We start from the raw sequence: 16,627 nt of genomic DNA, 5'->3' as shown, positions 1-16,627 counted from the left end.
GCGCTATGCAGACAACGATACATATTTCCAGGGAAGACGCCGGGGCCGCCGATGCGGTGGCGCTGATGGCGGAGCTGTCGACAGCGCTGGCGGCGATCACCGGCGACAGCGGCAACGCCTCGTTCGACGCGGACGATGTGCGCGGCCCGACGGCCTGTTTCGCGGTGGCCCGCGATGCGGCCGGCGCGGCGCTGGGCTGCGGCGCCTTCCGGCCGTTGCAACCCGGCGTGGCCGAGCTCAAGCGCATGTATGCGCGCCACGGCACCGGCGGCGTCGGCAGTGCCGTGCTGGGTTTCCTCGAGGATCAGGCGGTCGCGCTGGGCTATCAAGCGCTGTGGCTGGAGACGCGGCTGGTCAACCGCCGCGCCGTGGATTTTTACGAAAAGCACGGCTATCGCCGGATTGCCAACTACGGCAAATACATCGGCAACCCGCTGGCCGTTTGTTTTGAAAAACAATTATGACTAAACGCCGCGTGTTCACTGGCATGTTGATGCTGTCGCTGGCCGCGCAGGCGGCGGGACCGGTAGGCGACCGTCTGGCCGAGCGCCGTGCGGCCGCCCAGGAGGCGCGCGGCGACATGGACGAAGAGGAGGGTGCCGCCGCGCCGTTCACGCTGCCGGATGGCGTGCGCCGCCTGGCCGACCAGTCTTACGGCGCCGGCCGGCTCCAGCGCTACGACGTCTACCTGCCGCCCAGGGCCGACCACGCGCCGGTGATCTTCATGGTGCACGGCGGCGCCTGGCGCACCGGCGACAAGGCCAATGCGCAGGTGGTGCGGAACAAGGTGTCGCGCTGGACCGCGCGTGGCATCATCGTGGTGTCCGTCAATTACCGGCTGCTGCCGGAAGCCAGCGTCGCCGTGCAGGCGGAAGATGTCGCCGGCGCGCTGGCGGCGGTACAGGCCGGGGCCGCAGGTTGGGGCGGCGACCGCAATAAATTCGTGTTGATGGGGCACTCGGCCGGCGCGCATCTGGTGGCGCTGCTGGCTGCCTCGCCGTCCGCGGCGATCTCGCGCGGCGCCACGCCCTGGCTGGGCACGGTGTCGCTGGACAGCGCGGCGATGGACGTGCCTGGATTGATGCAGCAGCGGCATTTTCCGCTGTACGATCAGGCCTTCGGCAAAGATCCCGCCTACTGGGCGGGCGTTTCGCCGCTGGCGCAATTGAAGCCCGGCGGTGCGCCGTTGCTGGCGGTATGCTCGTCGCGCCGGCGGGATGCCTGTCCGCAATCGCAGGGCTTTGCCTCCGGCGCCGGCAAGCTGGGCATCCGCGCCCAGGTGCTGCCGCAGGACAAGAGCCATCGTGAAATCAACGAAGCGCTGGGCCAGCCCGGCCCCTATACGGACGCCGTGGAAAGTTTCCTGTCCAGCCTGGATCCGGCGCTGGCGTCCCGGCTGGGCAGGTAGCACAGGTCGGCCCCGCGCACGATAGCTGTCAGCGTGGTCTTACACGGCCGCGCTCCGGGCGCCGCTTCCGTGTGGGCGGGTTGAAGGTCACAATATTGCCTGTCATTTAAAAGGCATTGCGACCATGAGAATCATCGATCAGCGTTACCTCGCCAGCGACAACCGCTATTCCACCCAACCCTGCCTGCTCGGCATCCTCGAACTGGACCGCGACACCCCCACGCCCGCCGCCATGGCCGCGCTGGAACGGCGTCTGCAGGCCGTCCTGCCGGGCCTGCGCCGCCAGCGTCCGCTCATCGGCAAGCGCGCGGACGACGTGCCGCAACTGGTGCAGCTGGTGCAGCAGGTGGCGATGGAATTGCGCCGGCTGGCGTTCAATGAAGTGACGCTGGGCTTTGTCGGCGTGGTGCCGCACATGCGCAACCGTTACCGCCTGGTGCTGCCGTATTCGTCCAAGGCCGCCGCCGCGCCCGCGCTGGCGATGGCCACCCGGCTGGTCGACGCCTTGCTGGCCGGCCGCTCGTTCAACCTCAAGGCCGGACTGACCCGCCTGCGCGTGCTGGCCGACCGCCGCGCCAGGCCGCGCGGCTACTTGATGCAGACCGCCCGCACCATCTTGATGTCGGTGATCCCCAGCAGCACTTTCTCGATGCCGTCCATCTTCAGCGTCAGCATGCCGTCTTCCAGTGCGGCGGCCAGCAGCTGAGCGACGCGCGCGTGCTCCTGCAGCAGCTTCTTGACCTTGTCCGAACCCGTCATCAGCTCGTGCAGGCCGACGCGCCCCTTGTAGCCCTTGTTGCATTCGTCGCAGCCGACCGCGCGGTACAGCGTGAACTTGCCGTCCTTGGCATAGCGCTCGCGCCAGCCGGCCAGCACGGCCGCGCGGCCGGCGGCGGCGTCCTTGATGAAACTGTCGGTGTTGAGCAATTCCTCGCAGTATTCCGTCAGCAATGACTGCAGCTCGGCATCGCCGGGCGTGAACGCCTGCTTGCATTTTCCGCACAGGCGCTTGGCCAGCCGCTGCGCCAGGATGCCCAGCAGCGCGTCGGCGAAATTGAACGGGTCCATGCCCATGTCCAGCAGCCGCACGATCGATTCCGGCGCGCTGTTGGTGTGCAAGGTGGCGAACACCAGGTGGCCCGTCAGCGACGCCTCGATGCCCATGCCGACGGTTTCCTTGTCGCGCATCTCGCCGACCATGATGATGTCCGGATCGGCGCGCAGGAAGGCCCGCATCACGGTGGCGAAGTCCAGCCCGGCCTTGCGGTTGACCTGCACCTGGCGCAAGCCTTTCTGCGTGATCTCGACTGGATCCTCGGCGGTCCAGATCTTGGTGTCCGGCGTGTTCAGGTAGTTGAGCACCGAGTGCAACGTGGTGGTCTTGCCGGAACCGGTAGGGCCGCAGACGAAGAACAGGCCGTACGGCTTCTCGATGGTGGCGCGCAGCCGCTCCAGGTTGAACGGCAGCACGCCGAGCTTGTCCAGCGGAATCGGTTCGCCGGCCGCCAGGATGCGCATGACGATGTCCTCGACCCCGCCGGCCGACGGTATCGTCGCCACCCGCAGCTCGATGTCGAGCGGCCCGTATTTCTTGAACTTGATCTTGCCGTCCTGCGGCTTGCGGCGCTCGGAGATGTCGAGGTCGCACATGATCTTCACCCGCGCCGCCAGCGCGCTGCGGTAGGCAGCGGGAATCTCGATGTAAGGCACCAGCGTGCCGTCCTTGCGGAAGCGGATGCCGGTCTTGCCCTTGCCCGGCAGCGGTTCGATGTGGATGTCCGACACCCCCTGGCGGTAGGCGTCGATGATGATCTTGTTGAGCAGCTTGACCAGCTCGTTCTCGACCGCCTCCGACACCTCGCCGGAGCCGCCTTCGCCTTCCTCGTCGTCGGCGTCCATGCCCGACAGCAAGTCGCCGACGCTGCCGCTGTCGCCGGCCGCGCCGAAGAAATGCTCGACCATCTGGCGGAACTCGCGGTTGCTGGTGACGCGGAACACCGGCTTGGCTTTGGGGAAGATCTGGTTGACGATGTGCGTGTGCGCCACCCGTTCCGGATCGAGCGCCACCACCAGCATGCCTTCCTTGTTTTCCTCCAGCGGCATCCAGCCCGATTCCTCGATGTACTGGCGCTTCAGATTCCTCAGCAGGTCCACCGGTTTGATGCGGTCCGGCTTGACGTGCTCGTACGGCACGCCGAAGAATTTTTCCAGCGATGCGCCGATGGCCGCCGGCTTGACCTCGAATTCGTCGATCAGCACGTCCTCGATGTCGATATCCTTCTTGCGCGCCGAGCGGGTCGCCAGTTCCAGCTCCTGCGCCGACAGCACCGCCTCGGTCACCAGCCCGTCATATTTGGTGCGTACCATCTGCGGGGGCTTCATGCGTTGGCTGAAGGCCACCGACAGCGTCTCGCACAGCTCCTTGACGCCGTCCTCGGCGATGGCGGAGAAAGGCCCGCGTTCGCGGTTGTTGATGAACTGGACCACGCCCAGCAGCTCGCGCGACTGCACCGAGATCAGCGGCGCCACCAGCATCTGCCGGGTACGGTAGCCGGTGCGCTGGTCGACGCCCTGCTGAAAACGCAGCTCCGGCGAGTGGCGCGCCAGCTCGGCCTGGTCGTAGACGTCGGCGATGTTGACGGTCTTGCGCGTCAGCGCCACGTAGCCGGCGATGCTGGCCGGCGTGACCGCCAGCTTGAGGTCGCGGAAGGAAGTGAGGCCGGTCTTGACTTTGGAGACGATGTAATCCTTTTCGTGATCCATCGCGTACAAGGTGAAGCGGTCGCAGTTGAACAGGTCGCAGAACTCCATGCCCAGGTCGAGCATGATCTCGTCCAGGTTGCTGGTGGCGTGGATCTTGGTGGTGACCGTCTGCAGCTTCTGGAAAAACGCCAGCCGCAGGTCGACATCACTGGGGTGAAGACTGGAGCCGGCGTCGTTCATCATCGCTTTCGCTAGGTCAGTTGGACTTCCATGCCTTCATAAGCGAGGAAGACTTTCAAGTTGCCCAGCAGCGGCGCATGGCGTGCCATGACTTCGGCGAACACGGCTTCGAGTTCGTCGTCGCTGCGGGTCGGTTCATGATGAGTGCAGTATAGCGCCTTGGCGCCGGTGCGCAGCGCCATGGAGAACGCCGAATCGAAGGTGCCGTGGCCCCAGCCCTGCTTGGCCGGGTATTCCTCGCGGGTATAGGAGCAGTCGACGATCAGCGCGTCGACGCCCTGGACCACGGCGTCGATGGCGGCAGTGCGCTCTTCCATCCATCGCTGGTAGGCGGCGTGCTCGGGATGGCCGGCGGGATGGATGTTGTAGTGCGGTTCATGGTCGCCGGTGAAGAACACCGACTTGCCGTTGCACTGGATGCGGTAGCCCAGGTCCGTCACCGGATGGTTCATCACCACGTTCTGCACGGTGGCGTCGCCGACCTCGATGGTCTCGTCCACCAGCAGGGTGCGGTATTCGATGGTGGCGTCCATCTGCGTTTCGCTGACCGGAAAGTAGCTGTTCTGCAATTGCACGCCCATCACGTGCTCGATGCCGTTGCCGGTCACCGGGTCGGTCACGCCGTGCAGGCGCACGCGGCTGCCGCGCACGAACAGCGGCGTGAAGAAGGGCAGGCCGTGGATGTGGTCCCAGTGGCTGTGGGTGATGAAGATGTTGGCGTGGATGCCGCCTTCTTTTTTGTTTTGCAGCAGGGATTGGGCCAGCGAAAAGATGCCGGTGCCGCCGTCGATGATGATCAGGGTGTCGTCGTCGCTGCGCACTTCGATGCAGGTGGTGTTGCCGCCATAGCGCGCCGTGCGCGGGCCGGGGGAGGGAATCGAGCCGCGCACTCCCCAAAATGTGAATTTCATACAGAGTCCCTGTTTTTTGCTGGCGATCGCCTGTTGTTACTTGTTGTTTTTGCTTTTGTTTTTTTGTGTGTTGCTATCGGTCGATGATAGCTTTTTTTTTCCGCAACAGGGAAAAACCCGACACAGTCGCGCTAATTTTATGGCTGGGATCATTTCCTGATGTACAACAGCTTGCGCTAGAGCTACACTTCTAAACTGCGTCCGCGCGTGCGCGCCGCAGTCTCCATCCCAAACAGGTATTAAAAGAACAACCATGCAAGAGTTGAATCAAACGCAAATCGCACAGCGCCTGGACCAGCTGACAGAGCTCAGCGTCGAACTGGGCAGCAGTCACGATACGGATACGCTGCTGGAGCGCATCCTCGTCGTTGCGAAAAGCATGACCAACGCCGACGGCGGTACCCTGTACCGTCCCAGCGAGGACAAGCGTTTTCTCGATTTCACGATTCTGCTCAACGACACGCTCAACACCCGCCAGGGCGGCGCCACCGGCGACCCGATCACGGCGCCCGGCGTGCCGCTGTTCGACGAGAGCGGCGCCAAGAACCTGGCCTCGGTGGCCGCCTATGCCGCCCACTTCGGCCTGTCCGTCAACATCGAGGACGTCTACAAGGCGGACGTGTTCAACTTTTCCGGCATGGTCAAGTTCGACCAGCTGCGCAACTACCATTCGCAATCGTTCCTGACGGTGCCGATGAGCGACCACGAAGGCGAGCTGGTCGGCGTGCTGCAGCTGATCAACGCCAAGGACGCCGACACCGGCGAGATCCGCGCCTTCAGCCAGACCGACCAGCGCTTCATCGAGGCGCTGGCGGCGCAGGCCGCCGTCGCGCTGACGCACCAGCGCCTGATCGCCCAGCTGGAAGAGCTGCTCGAATCGCTGGTCAACCTGATCAACATCGGCATCGATGAAAAGTCGCCGTACACGGGCCGCCACTGCCAGTTCGTGCCGGAGCTGACGATGATGCTGGCCGAGGCCGTGCACAACACCGAAACCGGTCCGATGGCCGATTTCCGCATGAACGACGCCGACCGCAAGGAACTGTGGCTGGCCGGCCTGCTGCACGACTGCGGCAAGATCACCACGCCGGTGCACGTGGTCGACAAGGCCACCAAGCTGGAAACCATCTTCGACCGCATCGCCGTGGTCGACACCCGTTTCGAAGTGCTGCTGCGCGACGCCGAGATCGCCGCGCTCAAGCGCAAGCTCGAGGCCGGCGCCGACCAGGCCGCCATCGCCGCCATCGATGCGGAACTGGCCGAACAGCAGGCCGCGCTGCGCGCCGAGCGCGATTTCATCCGCGTCGCCAACGTCGGCGGCGAGGGCATGAAGCCGGAAGACCAGGACCGCGTGCGCGAGATCGGCAAGCGCAGCTGGATCGGCCCGGACGGCGCCGAGCAGGCGTTCTTCAGCGACAACGAGCTGATGAACCTGACCATCAAGTTCGGCACCTTGACCGATTCCGAGCGCAAGGAAATCAACAACCACATTTCGATGACGATCAAGATGCTGGAGGCGCTGCCATGGCCCAAGCATTTGAAGAACGTGCCGGAATACGCCGGCGGCCACCACGAGCGGATGGACGGCAAGGGCTATCCGCGCGGGCTGACCAAGGACCAGATGTCGGTGCAGGCGCGACTGATGGCGATCGCCGACATCTTCGAGGCGCTGACCGCCAAGGACCGGCCCTACAAGAAGGGCAAGATGCTGTCGGAATCGCTGCGCATCCTGGGCAACTTCTCGCTCAACGGCCACATCGACCCGGACCTGTTCGACATCTTCATCCGCAACAAGATCTACATGGAATTCGCCCACAAGAACATGGACGAAAAACAGATCGACGCCATCGACGAATCCAAGATCCCCGGCTACACGCCCTAAACCAGTAAGGAGCGCGTGTGCGCCTGCTTCCCGCCAAGTGGTCCAAAACCTTGCAAAAGTACGGCGCCCGCTGGATCCTGGGCTTGGGCCTGACTGCTGTCGCCGTGTTGCAGGTTTCGGGCGATATCAACATCGATTCCATCGAGCGCATGGACACCTTCTTTTCCGGCCTGCGCATGCGGCTGGTGAAACCGGTGCTCGATCCGAAGATCGTCATTGTCGACATCGACGAGAAAAGCATCGCCGAGGTCGGGCACTTCCCTTGGAACCGCAAGATCGTCGCCCAGCTCGTCACGCAACTGACCGAGCACTATGAAGTCGCGGCTGCGGGCTTCGACATCGTGTTTCCCGAAGCGGACAATACGTCCGGCTATGACGTATTGGAAAATCTGGCTCAACACGACCTGAAGGATGTCAGCGGTTTCCGCACGAAGGTCGAGTCGCTGAAGGAAGCGCTCGATTACGACGGACTGCTGGCGAGCGCGCTGCGAGAACAGCCCGTGGTGCTTGGCTATAACATCGCCGAGGACCAGCGCAAGGGAAAACTGCCCGATCCATTCTTCACCGCGGAGTCGCTGAACGGCCGTACGGTGCCCGCTTTCGGTTCCAAGGGTTATCTGGCCAACCTGGAGCGCTTGCAAAGCGCGGCGGCCACCGGCGGCATCTTCACCGCGCTGCCCGATCCGGACGGTATCTTGCGCCGCTCGGCGCTGCTGATGCGCATCGGCGACGGCTATTACCCGACGCTGTCGCTGGCGACTGCCGCCGTGGCCTTGCATGCACGGGCTATCTCGCCGTCATTCTCGAAGAACGTCTCTGAAATGACGGCCTCGGAACGCGCCAACGGCGGCCTGGATAAGCTGCTGATGTTCGTCGGCCAGGAGAAAACCCCGCTGGTGATACCGGTTGGCGAAAACCTGACTGGCGTGATTGAATTCCGCGGTACCGGCGGTCCCAAGGGCGGCGCCTTTACCTATGTGTCGGCGGCCGACGTGCTGGCTGGGCGCGTGAAGAAGGAAGTACTGGCTGACCGTATTATTCTGGTTGGCACCACCGCGCCGGGCTTGCTGGATTTGCGGCCGACGCCGGTTAACAACGAGTATCCAGGGGTGGAGGTGCATGCCAACCTGATCAAGTCCATCCTCGACGAGCGCTTCAAGCTGCGGCCTGACTTTGCCGACGGCATCGAGGGTGTACAGCTCGGTGTCATCGGCGTTCTGCTGTCGATCGCGCTGGCGGTGATGCCGCCGCTGGCATCGATCCTGTTGGCGGCGGTGGTGGCAGGCGGCGTATTCGGTTTCAACTACTGGGCCTACACCGAAATGGACTGGGTGTTGAAGATGGCAATGACGCTGGTGCTGATCGCCGGCGTGTTCGTGCTCAATGTCGCCTGGGGCTATTTCTTTGAAGTGCGCAAGGGCAGGGCGCTGGTGTCGCGCTTCGGCGAGTATGTGGCGCCTGAACTGGTGGCCGAGATGGCCGACGATCCGGAAAAGTACAATATGGACGGCGAAAGCCGCGAGCTGACCGTGCTGTTCGTCGACGTGCGCGGCTTCACCACCATCTCCGAGGGCCTGACGCCGAAGCAGCTGCGCGAGTACATCAACCTGTATCTGACGGCCATGTCCGAAGACATCCGCGACAGCCACCGCGGCACGCTCGACAAGTACATCGGCGACGCCGTCATGGCGTTCTGGGGCGCGCCGGTGGCCTTTGCCGACCACGCCAGCCGCGCCGTCGCCACCTCGCTGCTGATGCAGGCCAGCGCGCGCCGCCTCAACGACGACTTCATCGCGCGCGGCTGGCCGCCGCTGAAAATTGGCATCGGCCTGAACTCCGGCCTGATGCACGTGGGCGACATGGGCTCGAAAATCCGTCGCGCCTACACCGTCATGGGCGACGCCGTGAATCTCGGCTCGCGGCTCGAGGGCATCACCAAGGTCTATGGCGTGGGCATCACCGTCGGCGAGGCCACCCGCGCAGCCGCGCCGGAATTCGCCTACCGCGAGCTGGACCTGGTGCGCGTCAAGGGCAAGAACGAACCGGTGGCGATCTTCGAGCCGCTGGCGCTCGACAAGGACCTGGACCCGGCCAGCCGCCACGAACTGGAGCGCTGGGCCCTGGCGCTGGCCGCCGTGCGCGCCCAGCAATGGGATCAGGCCATGGAGATCATTGTCGAGTTGCAGGCCATCTCGCCCGACCGCGGCTTGTATGTGCTGTACACCGAGCGCATCGCCTATTACCGGGCTCATCCGCCGGGTGAGGGCTGGGATGGGGTCACGACTTTCGAAACGAAATAGTGTTCGGATGACAACACTGATGCCAGTGTAATAGTGCTATCAAGTCAGTAATTTCGGAAAAAAGTGCCTGAAAACGCTAAAAAAGAGTGGCGGATTGAGCAATTCCGACTACACTTATAGAAATAATAGTTTCCTATTGGCTATACTCTGCACTTCTCTGTAGTCCTGCAATAACAATAACCAACAAACTTGCCTGGCGTGCATGAGCACTCGCGTGGGCAAAATCCCCACCGGATAGAGGATGTCGTTATGAAAGTTGAAACCCTTTCCCAGACCCGCCGCGCCGCCTCCGCGCCGCTGCGCCGCAAATTGATCGCCGTGCTGGTGGCCGCCTGCTACACGACGGCCGAGGCCAGCCCGGTCAGCCCGACCGTGGTGGCGGGGCAGGCCAGCTTCAACCTCCAGGGCAAGACTTACTCGATCACCAACACGCCCAACACCATCATCAACTGGCAGAGCTTCTCGGTGGCGTCGGACGAAATCACCCGCTTCATCCAGCAAAGCGCCGACAGCAAGGTGCTGAACCGGATCACCGGCCAGGACCCGACGCAGATCCTCGGCTCGCTGCAGTCGAACGGCAAGGTATTCCTGATTAATCCGAATGGCGTGATGTTCGGCGCCGGCTCGCGCGTCGACGTCAACGGCCTGGTGGCGTCCAGCCTGGCGATCTCGAATGCCGACTTCCTGGCCGGCAGGAACAACTTCACCGACGTCGCCAGCGCGGGCAAGGTCAGCAACGCCGGCACCATCACCACGCCGGCCGGCGGCCAGATCTTCCTGGTCGCGCCGGCGGTGGAAAACAGCGGCATCATTTCGTCGGCCAACGGCGACGTGGTGCTGGCGGCCGGCCACAGCGTGCAGCTGTTCGACTCGAAGGATCCGAACGTGCAGGTGGTGGTGTCGTCGCCGTTGGACCAGGCGGTCAACCTGGGCCAGATCGTGGCGCAGGGCGGCCGGGTCGGCGTGTACGGCGCGCTGGTGAGCCAGCGCGGCGCGATCAACGCCAACAGCGCGGTGCGCGGCGAGAACGGCCGGATCGTGTTGAAATCGAGCGGCACCACGATGGTCGAAGCGGGCAGCACGACCACGGCGGTGGGCAGCAACCTGAACACCGGCGGCGATATCCAGCTGCTGGGCGACAAGGTCGGCCTGACCGGCAACGCGGTGGTCGACGCCAGCGGCGCGGCCGGCGGCGGCACGGTGCTGGTCGGCGGCGACTACCAGGGCAAGAACGCGGCGGTGCAGAACGCGCAGCAGACGTTTGTCGGCAAGGATGCGGTCATCAAGGCCGACGCCACCGGGCTCGGCGACGGCGGCAAGGTCATCGTCTGGAGCGATGAGGCGACCCGCGTCTACGGCAGCATTTCCGCGCGCGGCGGCGCCAACGGCGGCAATGGCGGCTTTGTCGAAACATCCGGGCACCGTCTGGACATGCAGGGCGTGGTCGATACCCGAGCGCCGCAGGGCAGCACCGGCAAGCTGTTGCTCGATCCGAGCGACGTCTATATCGCCAATTCCGTCAGTACCGCCACGGCGGCCGGCATGGAGGGCAATAATCAAGTGCCGTCGTCGGGCAGCACCGTGTTCCTCGAAACGGATTATTGGGTCGATTCGCTGCTGACCACCGCCACCCTGCAAAACGCGCTGGCTACCACCGACGTGACGGTAAGTACCATCAACAACATCACCCGCGGCGGCGTCGGCTTCATCAAAGTCCTCAGCCCGGTCAACTGGAGTTCCTCGCACAGCCTGACGCTGGAGGCGACCACCGACATCAATCTGAAGGCGGCCATCGACGCCCCTAACGCGGCGCTGAACCTGCATGCCAACGGCGGCCTGATCACGCAAGTCACCAGCCCGATCGACGGGCTGACGGCCAGCAGCATCAATGCCATCGCGGCCAGCAGCATTTCGCTGGACAACACCGGCAACAGCGTCAGCGGCCAGATTGCGTTGCAGACCACCAGCGGCAACGCCACCGTCACCGCGCAAAGCCTGAGCCTGGGGGCCGTCAATGTGGGCGGCGCGCTGGTCGCCAGCGGCGTCAACAGTCTGACCACTCACAGCGCCATCACCGCCGGCGGCGATATCACGCTGACGGCCGACCAGATGACGCTCGGCGCCGCCGTGAACGGCAGCACTGGTCATACGGTCACGCTGCAACCATACTCCAACAGTACCAATGTGGCGCTAGGCGGCAGCGCGGCCGACGCCACCGGCACGTTGGGCTTGAGCCAGGCTGAATTGCAGAATATTAGCGTCGGCGGCGGTAAGCTGGCGATCGGCGCCTTCGATGGCGCCCATACCGGCAATGTCGCCGTCAGCGGCAACCTCGATCTGACCAGTACGCTTGCCAGCGGCACGCTGCTGCTGGAGGCCCAGAGCGGCTCGATCACGATCGGCCAGCCTCTGTCACTGGCCGGCGGCCTGACTCTGCAAACGACCAACAACATCAGCGTGCCGGCCAGCGTCTCGGTCGGCGGCACCTTCACGCTGGCCGACGGCTCGTGGGCGCAACTCGGCACACTGCCCGCTTTCAGCGCCCACGATTTCAGGATCGGCGGCGGCACCTTCCTGCGCGCGTCCGGCGGCGACGGCGTGCAGACGCCATACCTGCTGGAGGATGTCTACGGCCTGCAGGGCGCAGGCAGCCTGCTGATGCTGGCCTCGTACAAACTCAATACCAATATCGACGCCAGCGGCACCGCCAACTGGAATAGTGGCCAGGGCTTCAAGCCGATCGGCGGTCTCGACTACGCCTACACCGGCACCTTCGACGGCAACAGCCTGGCCATCAATGGTCTCCATATCAACCGCAGCGGCAGCAACAATGTCGGCCTGTTCTCGTATCTCGGCACAGGCACGATCAAGGATTTGTGGCTGAATTCCGGAGTCGTCACCGGCCAGAACAACGTTGGCGGGGTGTATGGCAGCTCCAGCCCCGGCGCCGGCGGAGGTCACGTGCTGAACGTGCATGCAGGCGTCGATGTCACCGGAGTCTTCAACGTCGGCGGTGTGGCGGGCACCAATTACGCCGCCATCAGCGACTCCAGCTCCAGCGGCACCGCCACCGGCATCGCCGGCGCCGATGCTTCCAATATCGGCGGCCTGGTCGGGCGGAATCTGGGCAGCATCGGCTATTCCTCGTCCTCCAGCAACGTCAACTCGACAGGGTTCGGCTATGCGGGGGGACTGGTCGGCAGCAACCAGAGCAGCGGCGATTCCATCGGCACCATCGGTCACGCCTTCGCCACCGGCAGCGTTACGGCCACCGGCGAAATCATTGGCGGCCTGGTCGGCGACAACAATGGCGGCACCGTCAGCGTGGCTTACTCGACCGGCGACGTGAACGGCGGCCGCAATGTCGGCGGCTTCGCCGGCCGCAACACGAATAACGGCAGCATCACCAATGTCTACACTTCCAGCAATGTCAGCGGCAATGCGCTGGATTCCAGTTACTCGCATTCCAATATGGGCGGGCTGCTTGGCGACCTGAACAGCGGCACCGTCAGCAACAGCTTTAGCAACGGCAGCGTCACCGGCACCGCCTTCAGCGGCGCGCATGTCTACGGCATGGTCGGTTCGCATGAGAGCGGCAACCTGGTGCATGGCTACTTCGATGCGACGAAGGCCGGCACCGCCAGCGACATCGCCGGCACCGCGCTGACCACGGCGCAAAGCATGACGGCGGCCAGTTTCGCCGGCTTCGATATCAGCGGCCTGGGCCGCGACCAGAGCAGCAGCGTCTGGCGTATCTATGAGGGCCTGGACACGCCATTGCTGCGCGACTTCTTGACCCAGACCTCCGTGACGGTGAATGGCTCCGGCAGCAAGATTTACGACGGTAATGCGGTGACGCCGAGCACCAGCTCGTCGATGACCGGCATCAATGGCACTCTCAGCTACGGCACCGGCGGCGCACTCAATGCCGGCACCTACAACGCCACCGGCCTGTACTCGCGAACTTACGATATCACCTACGCCGGCGCTGGTTCTCAACTGATCATTTCGCCGCGCGCTATTAACGCGACGGTCAGCGTCAGCAAGGTTTACAACGGCAATGCTTCGTTCGAAGGCACGCCGACAGTGGTATTCGACGACGCCATATCGACCGATCTGGGTGTAGGCAAGCTTGGTGTTGGCCTATCCGCCACGTTCGTCGATAAGAACGTGGGTAGCAACAAGGCGCTCACCGTCAACAGCGTAAATCTGAACGGTACGGCGGCCGGCAACTACACACTGGGCACCGTCACCGGTAGCGGCACCGGTAACATCACTCCTGCCACGCTGACGGTCGGCGGCTTGAGCGCGGCCAGCCGCCAATACGACGCCACGACCGCTGCCGTCGTCACCGGCACCGCACATGTGCTTGGCGTTGACGGCGACAACGTGGCCTTGGCCGGCAGTGGCAGCGCCACCTTCAACAACAAGAACGTCGGCGAGGGCAAGAATGTGCTGCTCAATCTCAGCGGCTATTCGTTGACCGGTACCGACGCCGGCAACTACGTACTGGCTGCCCCGACGTTGACCGCCGATATCACCCGCGCGCCGCTGACGGTCAGCGGCCTGACCGCCAACAACCTGGTCTATAACTTGAACTATGACACCGGCGGCCATGCCTACGGCACGGCGGCCACGCTGTCCGGCGGCACGCTGTCCGGCGTGCTGGGGTCTGATGTCGTCAACATCGCCGGCAGCAGCTCGTCCTTCGCCGACCGCAACGTCGGCATCGCCAAACCGGTGACGGTACGCTCGCTGACGCTGGGCGGCACCGACGGCGGCAATTATCAGGTCACCGTCTTGCCGACCGGGCTGACCGCTAATATCACTCCGGCCCCGCTGACGATCTCCGGCCTGACGGTCGCCTCGCGCCCATACGACGCCACCAGCGTAGCCACGCTCAGCGGCGGTGCGCTCAATGGCGTGCTGAGCGCGGCTTACGGCGAGGGACCGATCGACAGCGTCACGCTGGTGCAGGGCGCGGCCGCGTTCGCCGACAAGAACGTTGGCGTCGACAAGGCGGTCAATCTCAGCGGCGCCTTGAGCCTGTCCGGCGCCAGCGCCGGCAACTACCAGCTGCAACTGCCGACCAATGTCAAAGGCACCATCACGGCGCGTGCGCTGTCGACGTTTAACGCCGCCAGCGGCGGCCTGTGGAGCGATGCCGGCAACTGGGCCGACGGCATCGCGCCGGACGGCGCCAACGTGCTGGCGGCCGCCATCCAGAGCGGTAGCGGCACCATCACCTACGACGCCAGCGCCGGCAACACCACGCTGGCCAACTTCAGCGTCGGGAGCGGCCGCAACCTGGAGTTGACCGGCGGCGCGCTGACTGTCACCGGCACCGGCGGAAAATCCTATGCGAGCGGCGCGACGCTGACGCTGAACGGCGGCAGCCTGGTGCTCAATGGCTCGCTGGACGGGACCTACCTGACGCTGACCAGCGGCACCATCAGCGGCACCAGCAGCGGCGCCAACCTGTACGTCAACAACCTGACGCAGACCGGCGGCAGCATCGACATGAGCGGCTCGCTCAATGTCATCAACGGCAACAGCATCGCCATCGGCAGCGTGCGCGCGCAAAGCGGCATCACGCTGAACGCGGGCGAGGGCGGAACGATCACGCAGACCGGCCCGCTGGTCACCGACAGCCTGCATGCGATGGCCACCAACGGCATCACGCTGACCAACACCGGCAACCATGTCGGCGCCTTCACCGCGACCAACTACAGCGGCGACATCCGGCTCAACAATACCGTCAACAGCGGCGAGCTGGCGCTGGGTCCGTTGAGCACCACCGGCAACATCATTATCGACAACCACGGCGGCATCCACACCGCGGGCACGATCCACGCCATCCACAGCGGCGCCAACACCGGGCTGGTGTCGATCGCCGCGCACAGCCCGATCACGGTCAACGACACCATCGACGGCAGCGACATCGGCCTGTCGGCCAGCACCAGTATCACGCTCGCGCCAGGCACCTCGCTGCAATCGACCAACACCATCGGCCTGACCGCCGGCACCGGCATCGCGATGGACAGCAGCTCGGTGGTGAACTCGGGCAGCTCCATCGCGCTGACGGCCGGTACCGGCATCGTGCTGGGCGGCAGCCTGAGCGTGGCATCGGGCGGCAGCATCAGCGCCACCGCCGCGTCGGGCAGCATCACGGCCAGCAGCGGCACCTCGATCAACAGCAGCGGCGGCACGATCATACTGGCGGCCCCGCAAGGGTCGGTGACCACGCCTAACGTCACCTTCACCGGTGTCCAGCCGACCGTGACCGACGGCGCCGCCGCGGCGGCTGCTGCCGCCCAAGCCGCCGCCGCAGCGGCTGCGGCGCAGGCCGCCGCCGATGCTGCCGCCAAGGCAGCAGCCGATGCGGCCGCCAAGGCGGCAGCCGACGCCGCCGCAGCGGCAGCAGCCCAGGCCGCAGCAGACGCAGCTGCCAAGGCTGCCGCTGACGCAGCCGCGAAGGCTGCCGCCGATGCCGCAGCCAAGGCCGCCGCCGATGCGGCCGCCGCGCAGGCCGCCGCCGACGCCGCCAAGGCCGCTGCCGATGCGGCCGCGAAAGCCGCCGCCGACGCCGCGGCAAAAGCTGCAGCCGACGCCGCGGCAAAAGCTGCAGCCGACGCCGCCGCAAAAGCTGCCGCCGACGCCGCAGCAAAAGCTGCCGCCGATGCGGCCGCCCAGGCCGCCGCCGACGCTGCCGCCAAGGCCGCTTCCGATGCCGCCGCGAAAGCTGCCGCCGACGCCGCAGCGAAAGCCGCAGCCGATGCGGCCGCCGCCGCAGCAGCAGCGGGCAGCGGCACGCCGACGCCGGTGGGGCAGGCGCTGAACTCGACGGTCAACATCATCAACACGGTGACCACGACGGTCCAGGCCAACAAGAACACGCCGGCCACCGTCCCCGCCGCGCCCGACACCACGGTGGCAAGCACCGGTAGCGGTAGTGGCGGCAACAGCAAGCCGGACGAGAAGGTGCCGGACTCCAAGGCAACCGACAAGAAGGATGACACCGGCACCACCGCCGTCGCGAAGAATGAGCCGACCAAGAAAATGTATTGCAACTAGCTGGCGCTGGCTTCGGGCCCGCCACGCCGGCGGGCCTGTTTGTGACCTGAAATGCAACAGTCCCGGCAGCGATGTGAAAATCGAACCTTTCAATTGGGCATTACCTGAT

The 16,627-nt window shown here is 64.9% G+C and carries 8 protein-coding genes; 6 read left to right on the top strand and 2 right to left on the bottom strand.

Annotated elements, in window-relative coordinates:
- The first annotated feature begins 5 nt into the window (after positions 1-5).
- The 3 genes from ACCD07_RS01295 to ACCD07_RS01285 all read left to right on the top strand — a co-directional run bounded on the left by ACCD07_RS01295 (position 6) and on the right by ACCD07_RS01285 (position 2,114).
- Positions 6-464 (top strand): GNAT family N-acetyltransferase, encoded by a 459-nt coding sequence (locus ACCD07_RS01295; RefSeq protein ID WP_176654466.1) that lies wholly within the window; start codon positions 6-8, stop codon positions 462-464.
- Complete coding sequence (locus ACCD07_RS01290) at positions 461-1,408, top strand: alpha/beta hydrolase (protein ID WP_413446275.1); 948 nt, start codon at positions 461-463, stop codon at positions 1,406-1,408. Before ACCD07_RS01295 ends, ACCD07_RS01290 begins: the two co-directional genes overlap by 4 nt.
- Positions 1,409-1,532: 124 nt before the next feature.
- Positions 1,533-2,114 carry a hypothetical protein gene (locus ACCD07_RS01285; protein WP_413446274.1) on the top strand — a complete coding sequence of 194 codons (582 nt, stop codon included), beginning with the start codon at positions 1,533-1,535 and terminating at the stop codon, positions 2,112-2,114.
- Here the strand turns inward: ACCD07_RS01285 and ACCD07_RS01280 are convergent.
- Both ACCD07_RS01280 and ACCD07_RS01275 read right to left on the bottom strand, forming a co-directional pair.
- Entirely contained in the window at positions 1,997-4,351 is a 2,355-nt protein-coding gene (locus ACCD07_RS01280; RefSeq protein WP_413446368.1) for an ATPase, T2SS/T4P/T4SS family, read from the bottom strand. The two genes, ACCD07_RS01285 and ACCD07_RS01280, sit on opposite strands and share 118 nt — an antisense overlap.
- Positions 4,352-4,362: 11 nt before the next feature.
- Positions 4,363-5,262, bottom strand: coding sequence for an MBL fold metallo-hydrolase (locus ACCD07_RS01275; RefSeq protein ID WP_176654469.1), 900 nt, complete (start codon positions 5,260-5,262; stop codon positions 4,363-4,365).
- A gap of 253 nt (positions 5,263-5,515) precedes the next feature.
- Between ACCD07_RS01275 and ACCD07_RS01270 the strand changes: the two genes are divergently transcribed.
- From ACCD07_RS01270 to ACCD07_RS01260, 3 genes are all read left to right on the top strand, one after another.
- On the top strand, positions 5,516-7,144 hold the full coding sequence (locus ACCD07_RS01270) for an HD family phosphohydrolase (protein ID WP_176654470.1): 1,629 nt from the start codon (positions 5,516-5,518) through the stop codon (positions 7,142-7,144).
- Positions 7,145-7,161: 17 nt separating this feature from the next.
- Positions 7,162-9,444 (top strand): CHASE2 domain-containing protein, encoded by a 2,283-nt coding sequence (locus ACCD07_RS01265; protein ID WP_413446273.1) that lies wholly within the window; start codon positions 7,162-7,164, stop codon positions 9,442-9,444.
- Positions 9,445-9,693: 249 nt separating this feature from the next.
- The gene (locus ACCD07_RS01260) at positions 9,694-16,518 is read left to right on the top strand and encodes a YDG domain-containing protein (protein ID WP_413446272.1); all 6,825 of its coding nucleotides are present in this window, start codon (positions 9,694-9,696) and stop codon (positions 16,516-16,518) included.
- The last annotated feature ends 109 nt before the right edge of the window (positions 16,519-16,627 follow it).

Source organism: Duganella sp. Dugasp56 (genome assembly GCF_047304105.1).
Lineage (GTDB): Bacteria > Pseudomonadota > Gammaproteobacteria > Burkholderiales > Burkholderiaceae_D > Rugamonas > Rugamonas hordei.
This window is presented reverse-complemented; position numbering and strand designations above follow the sequence as displayed.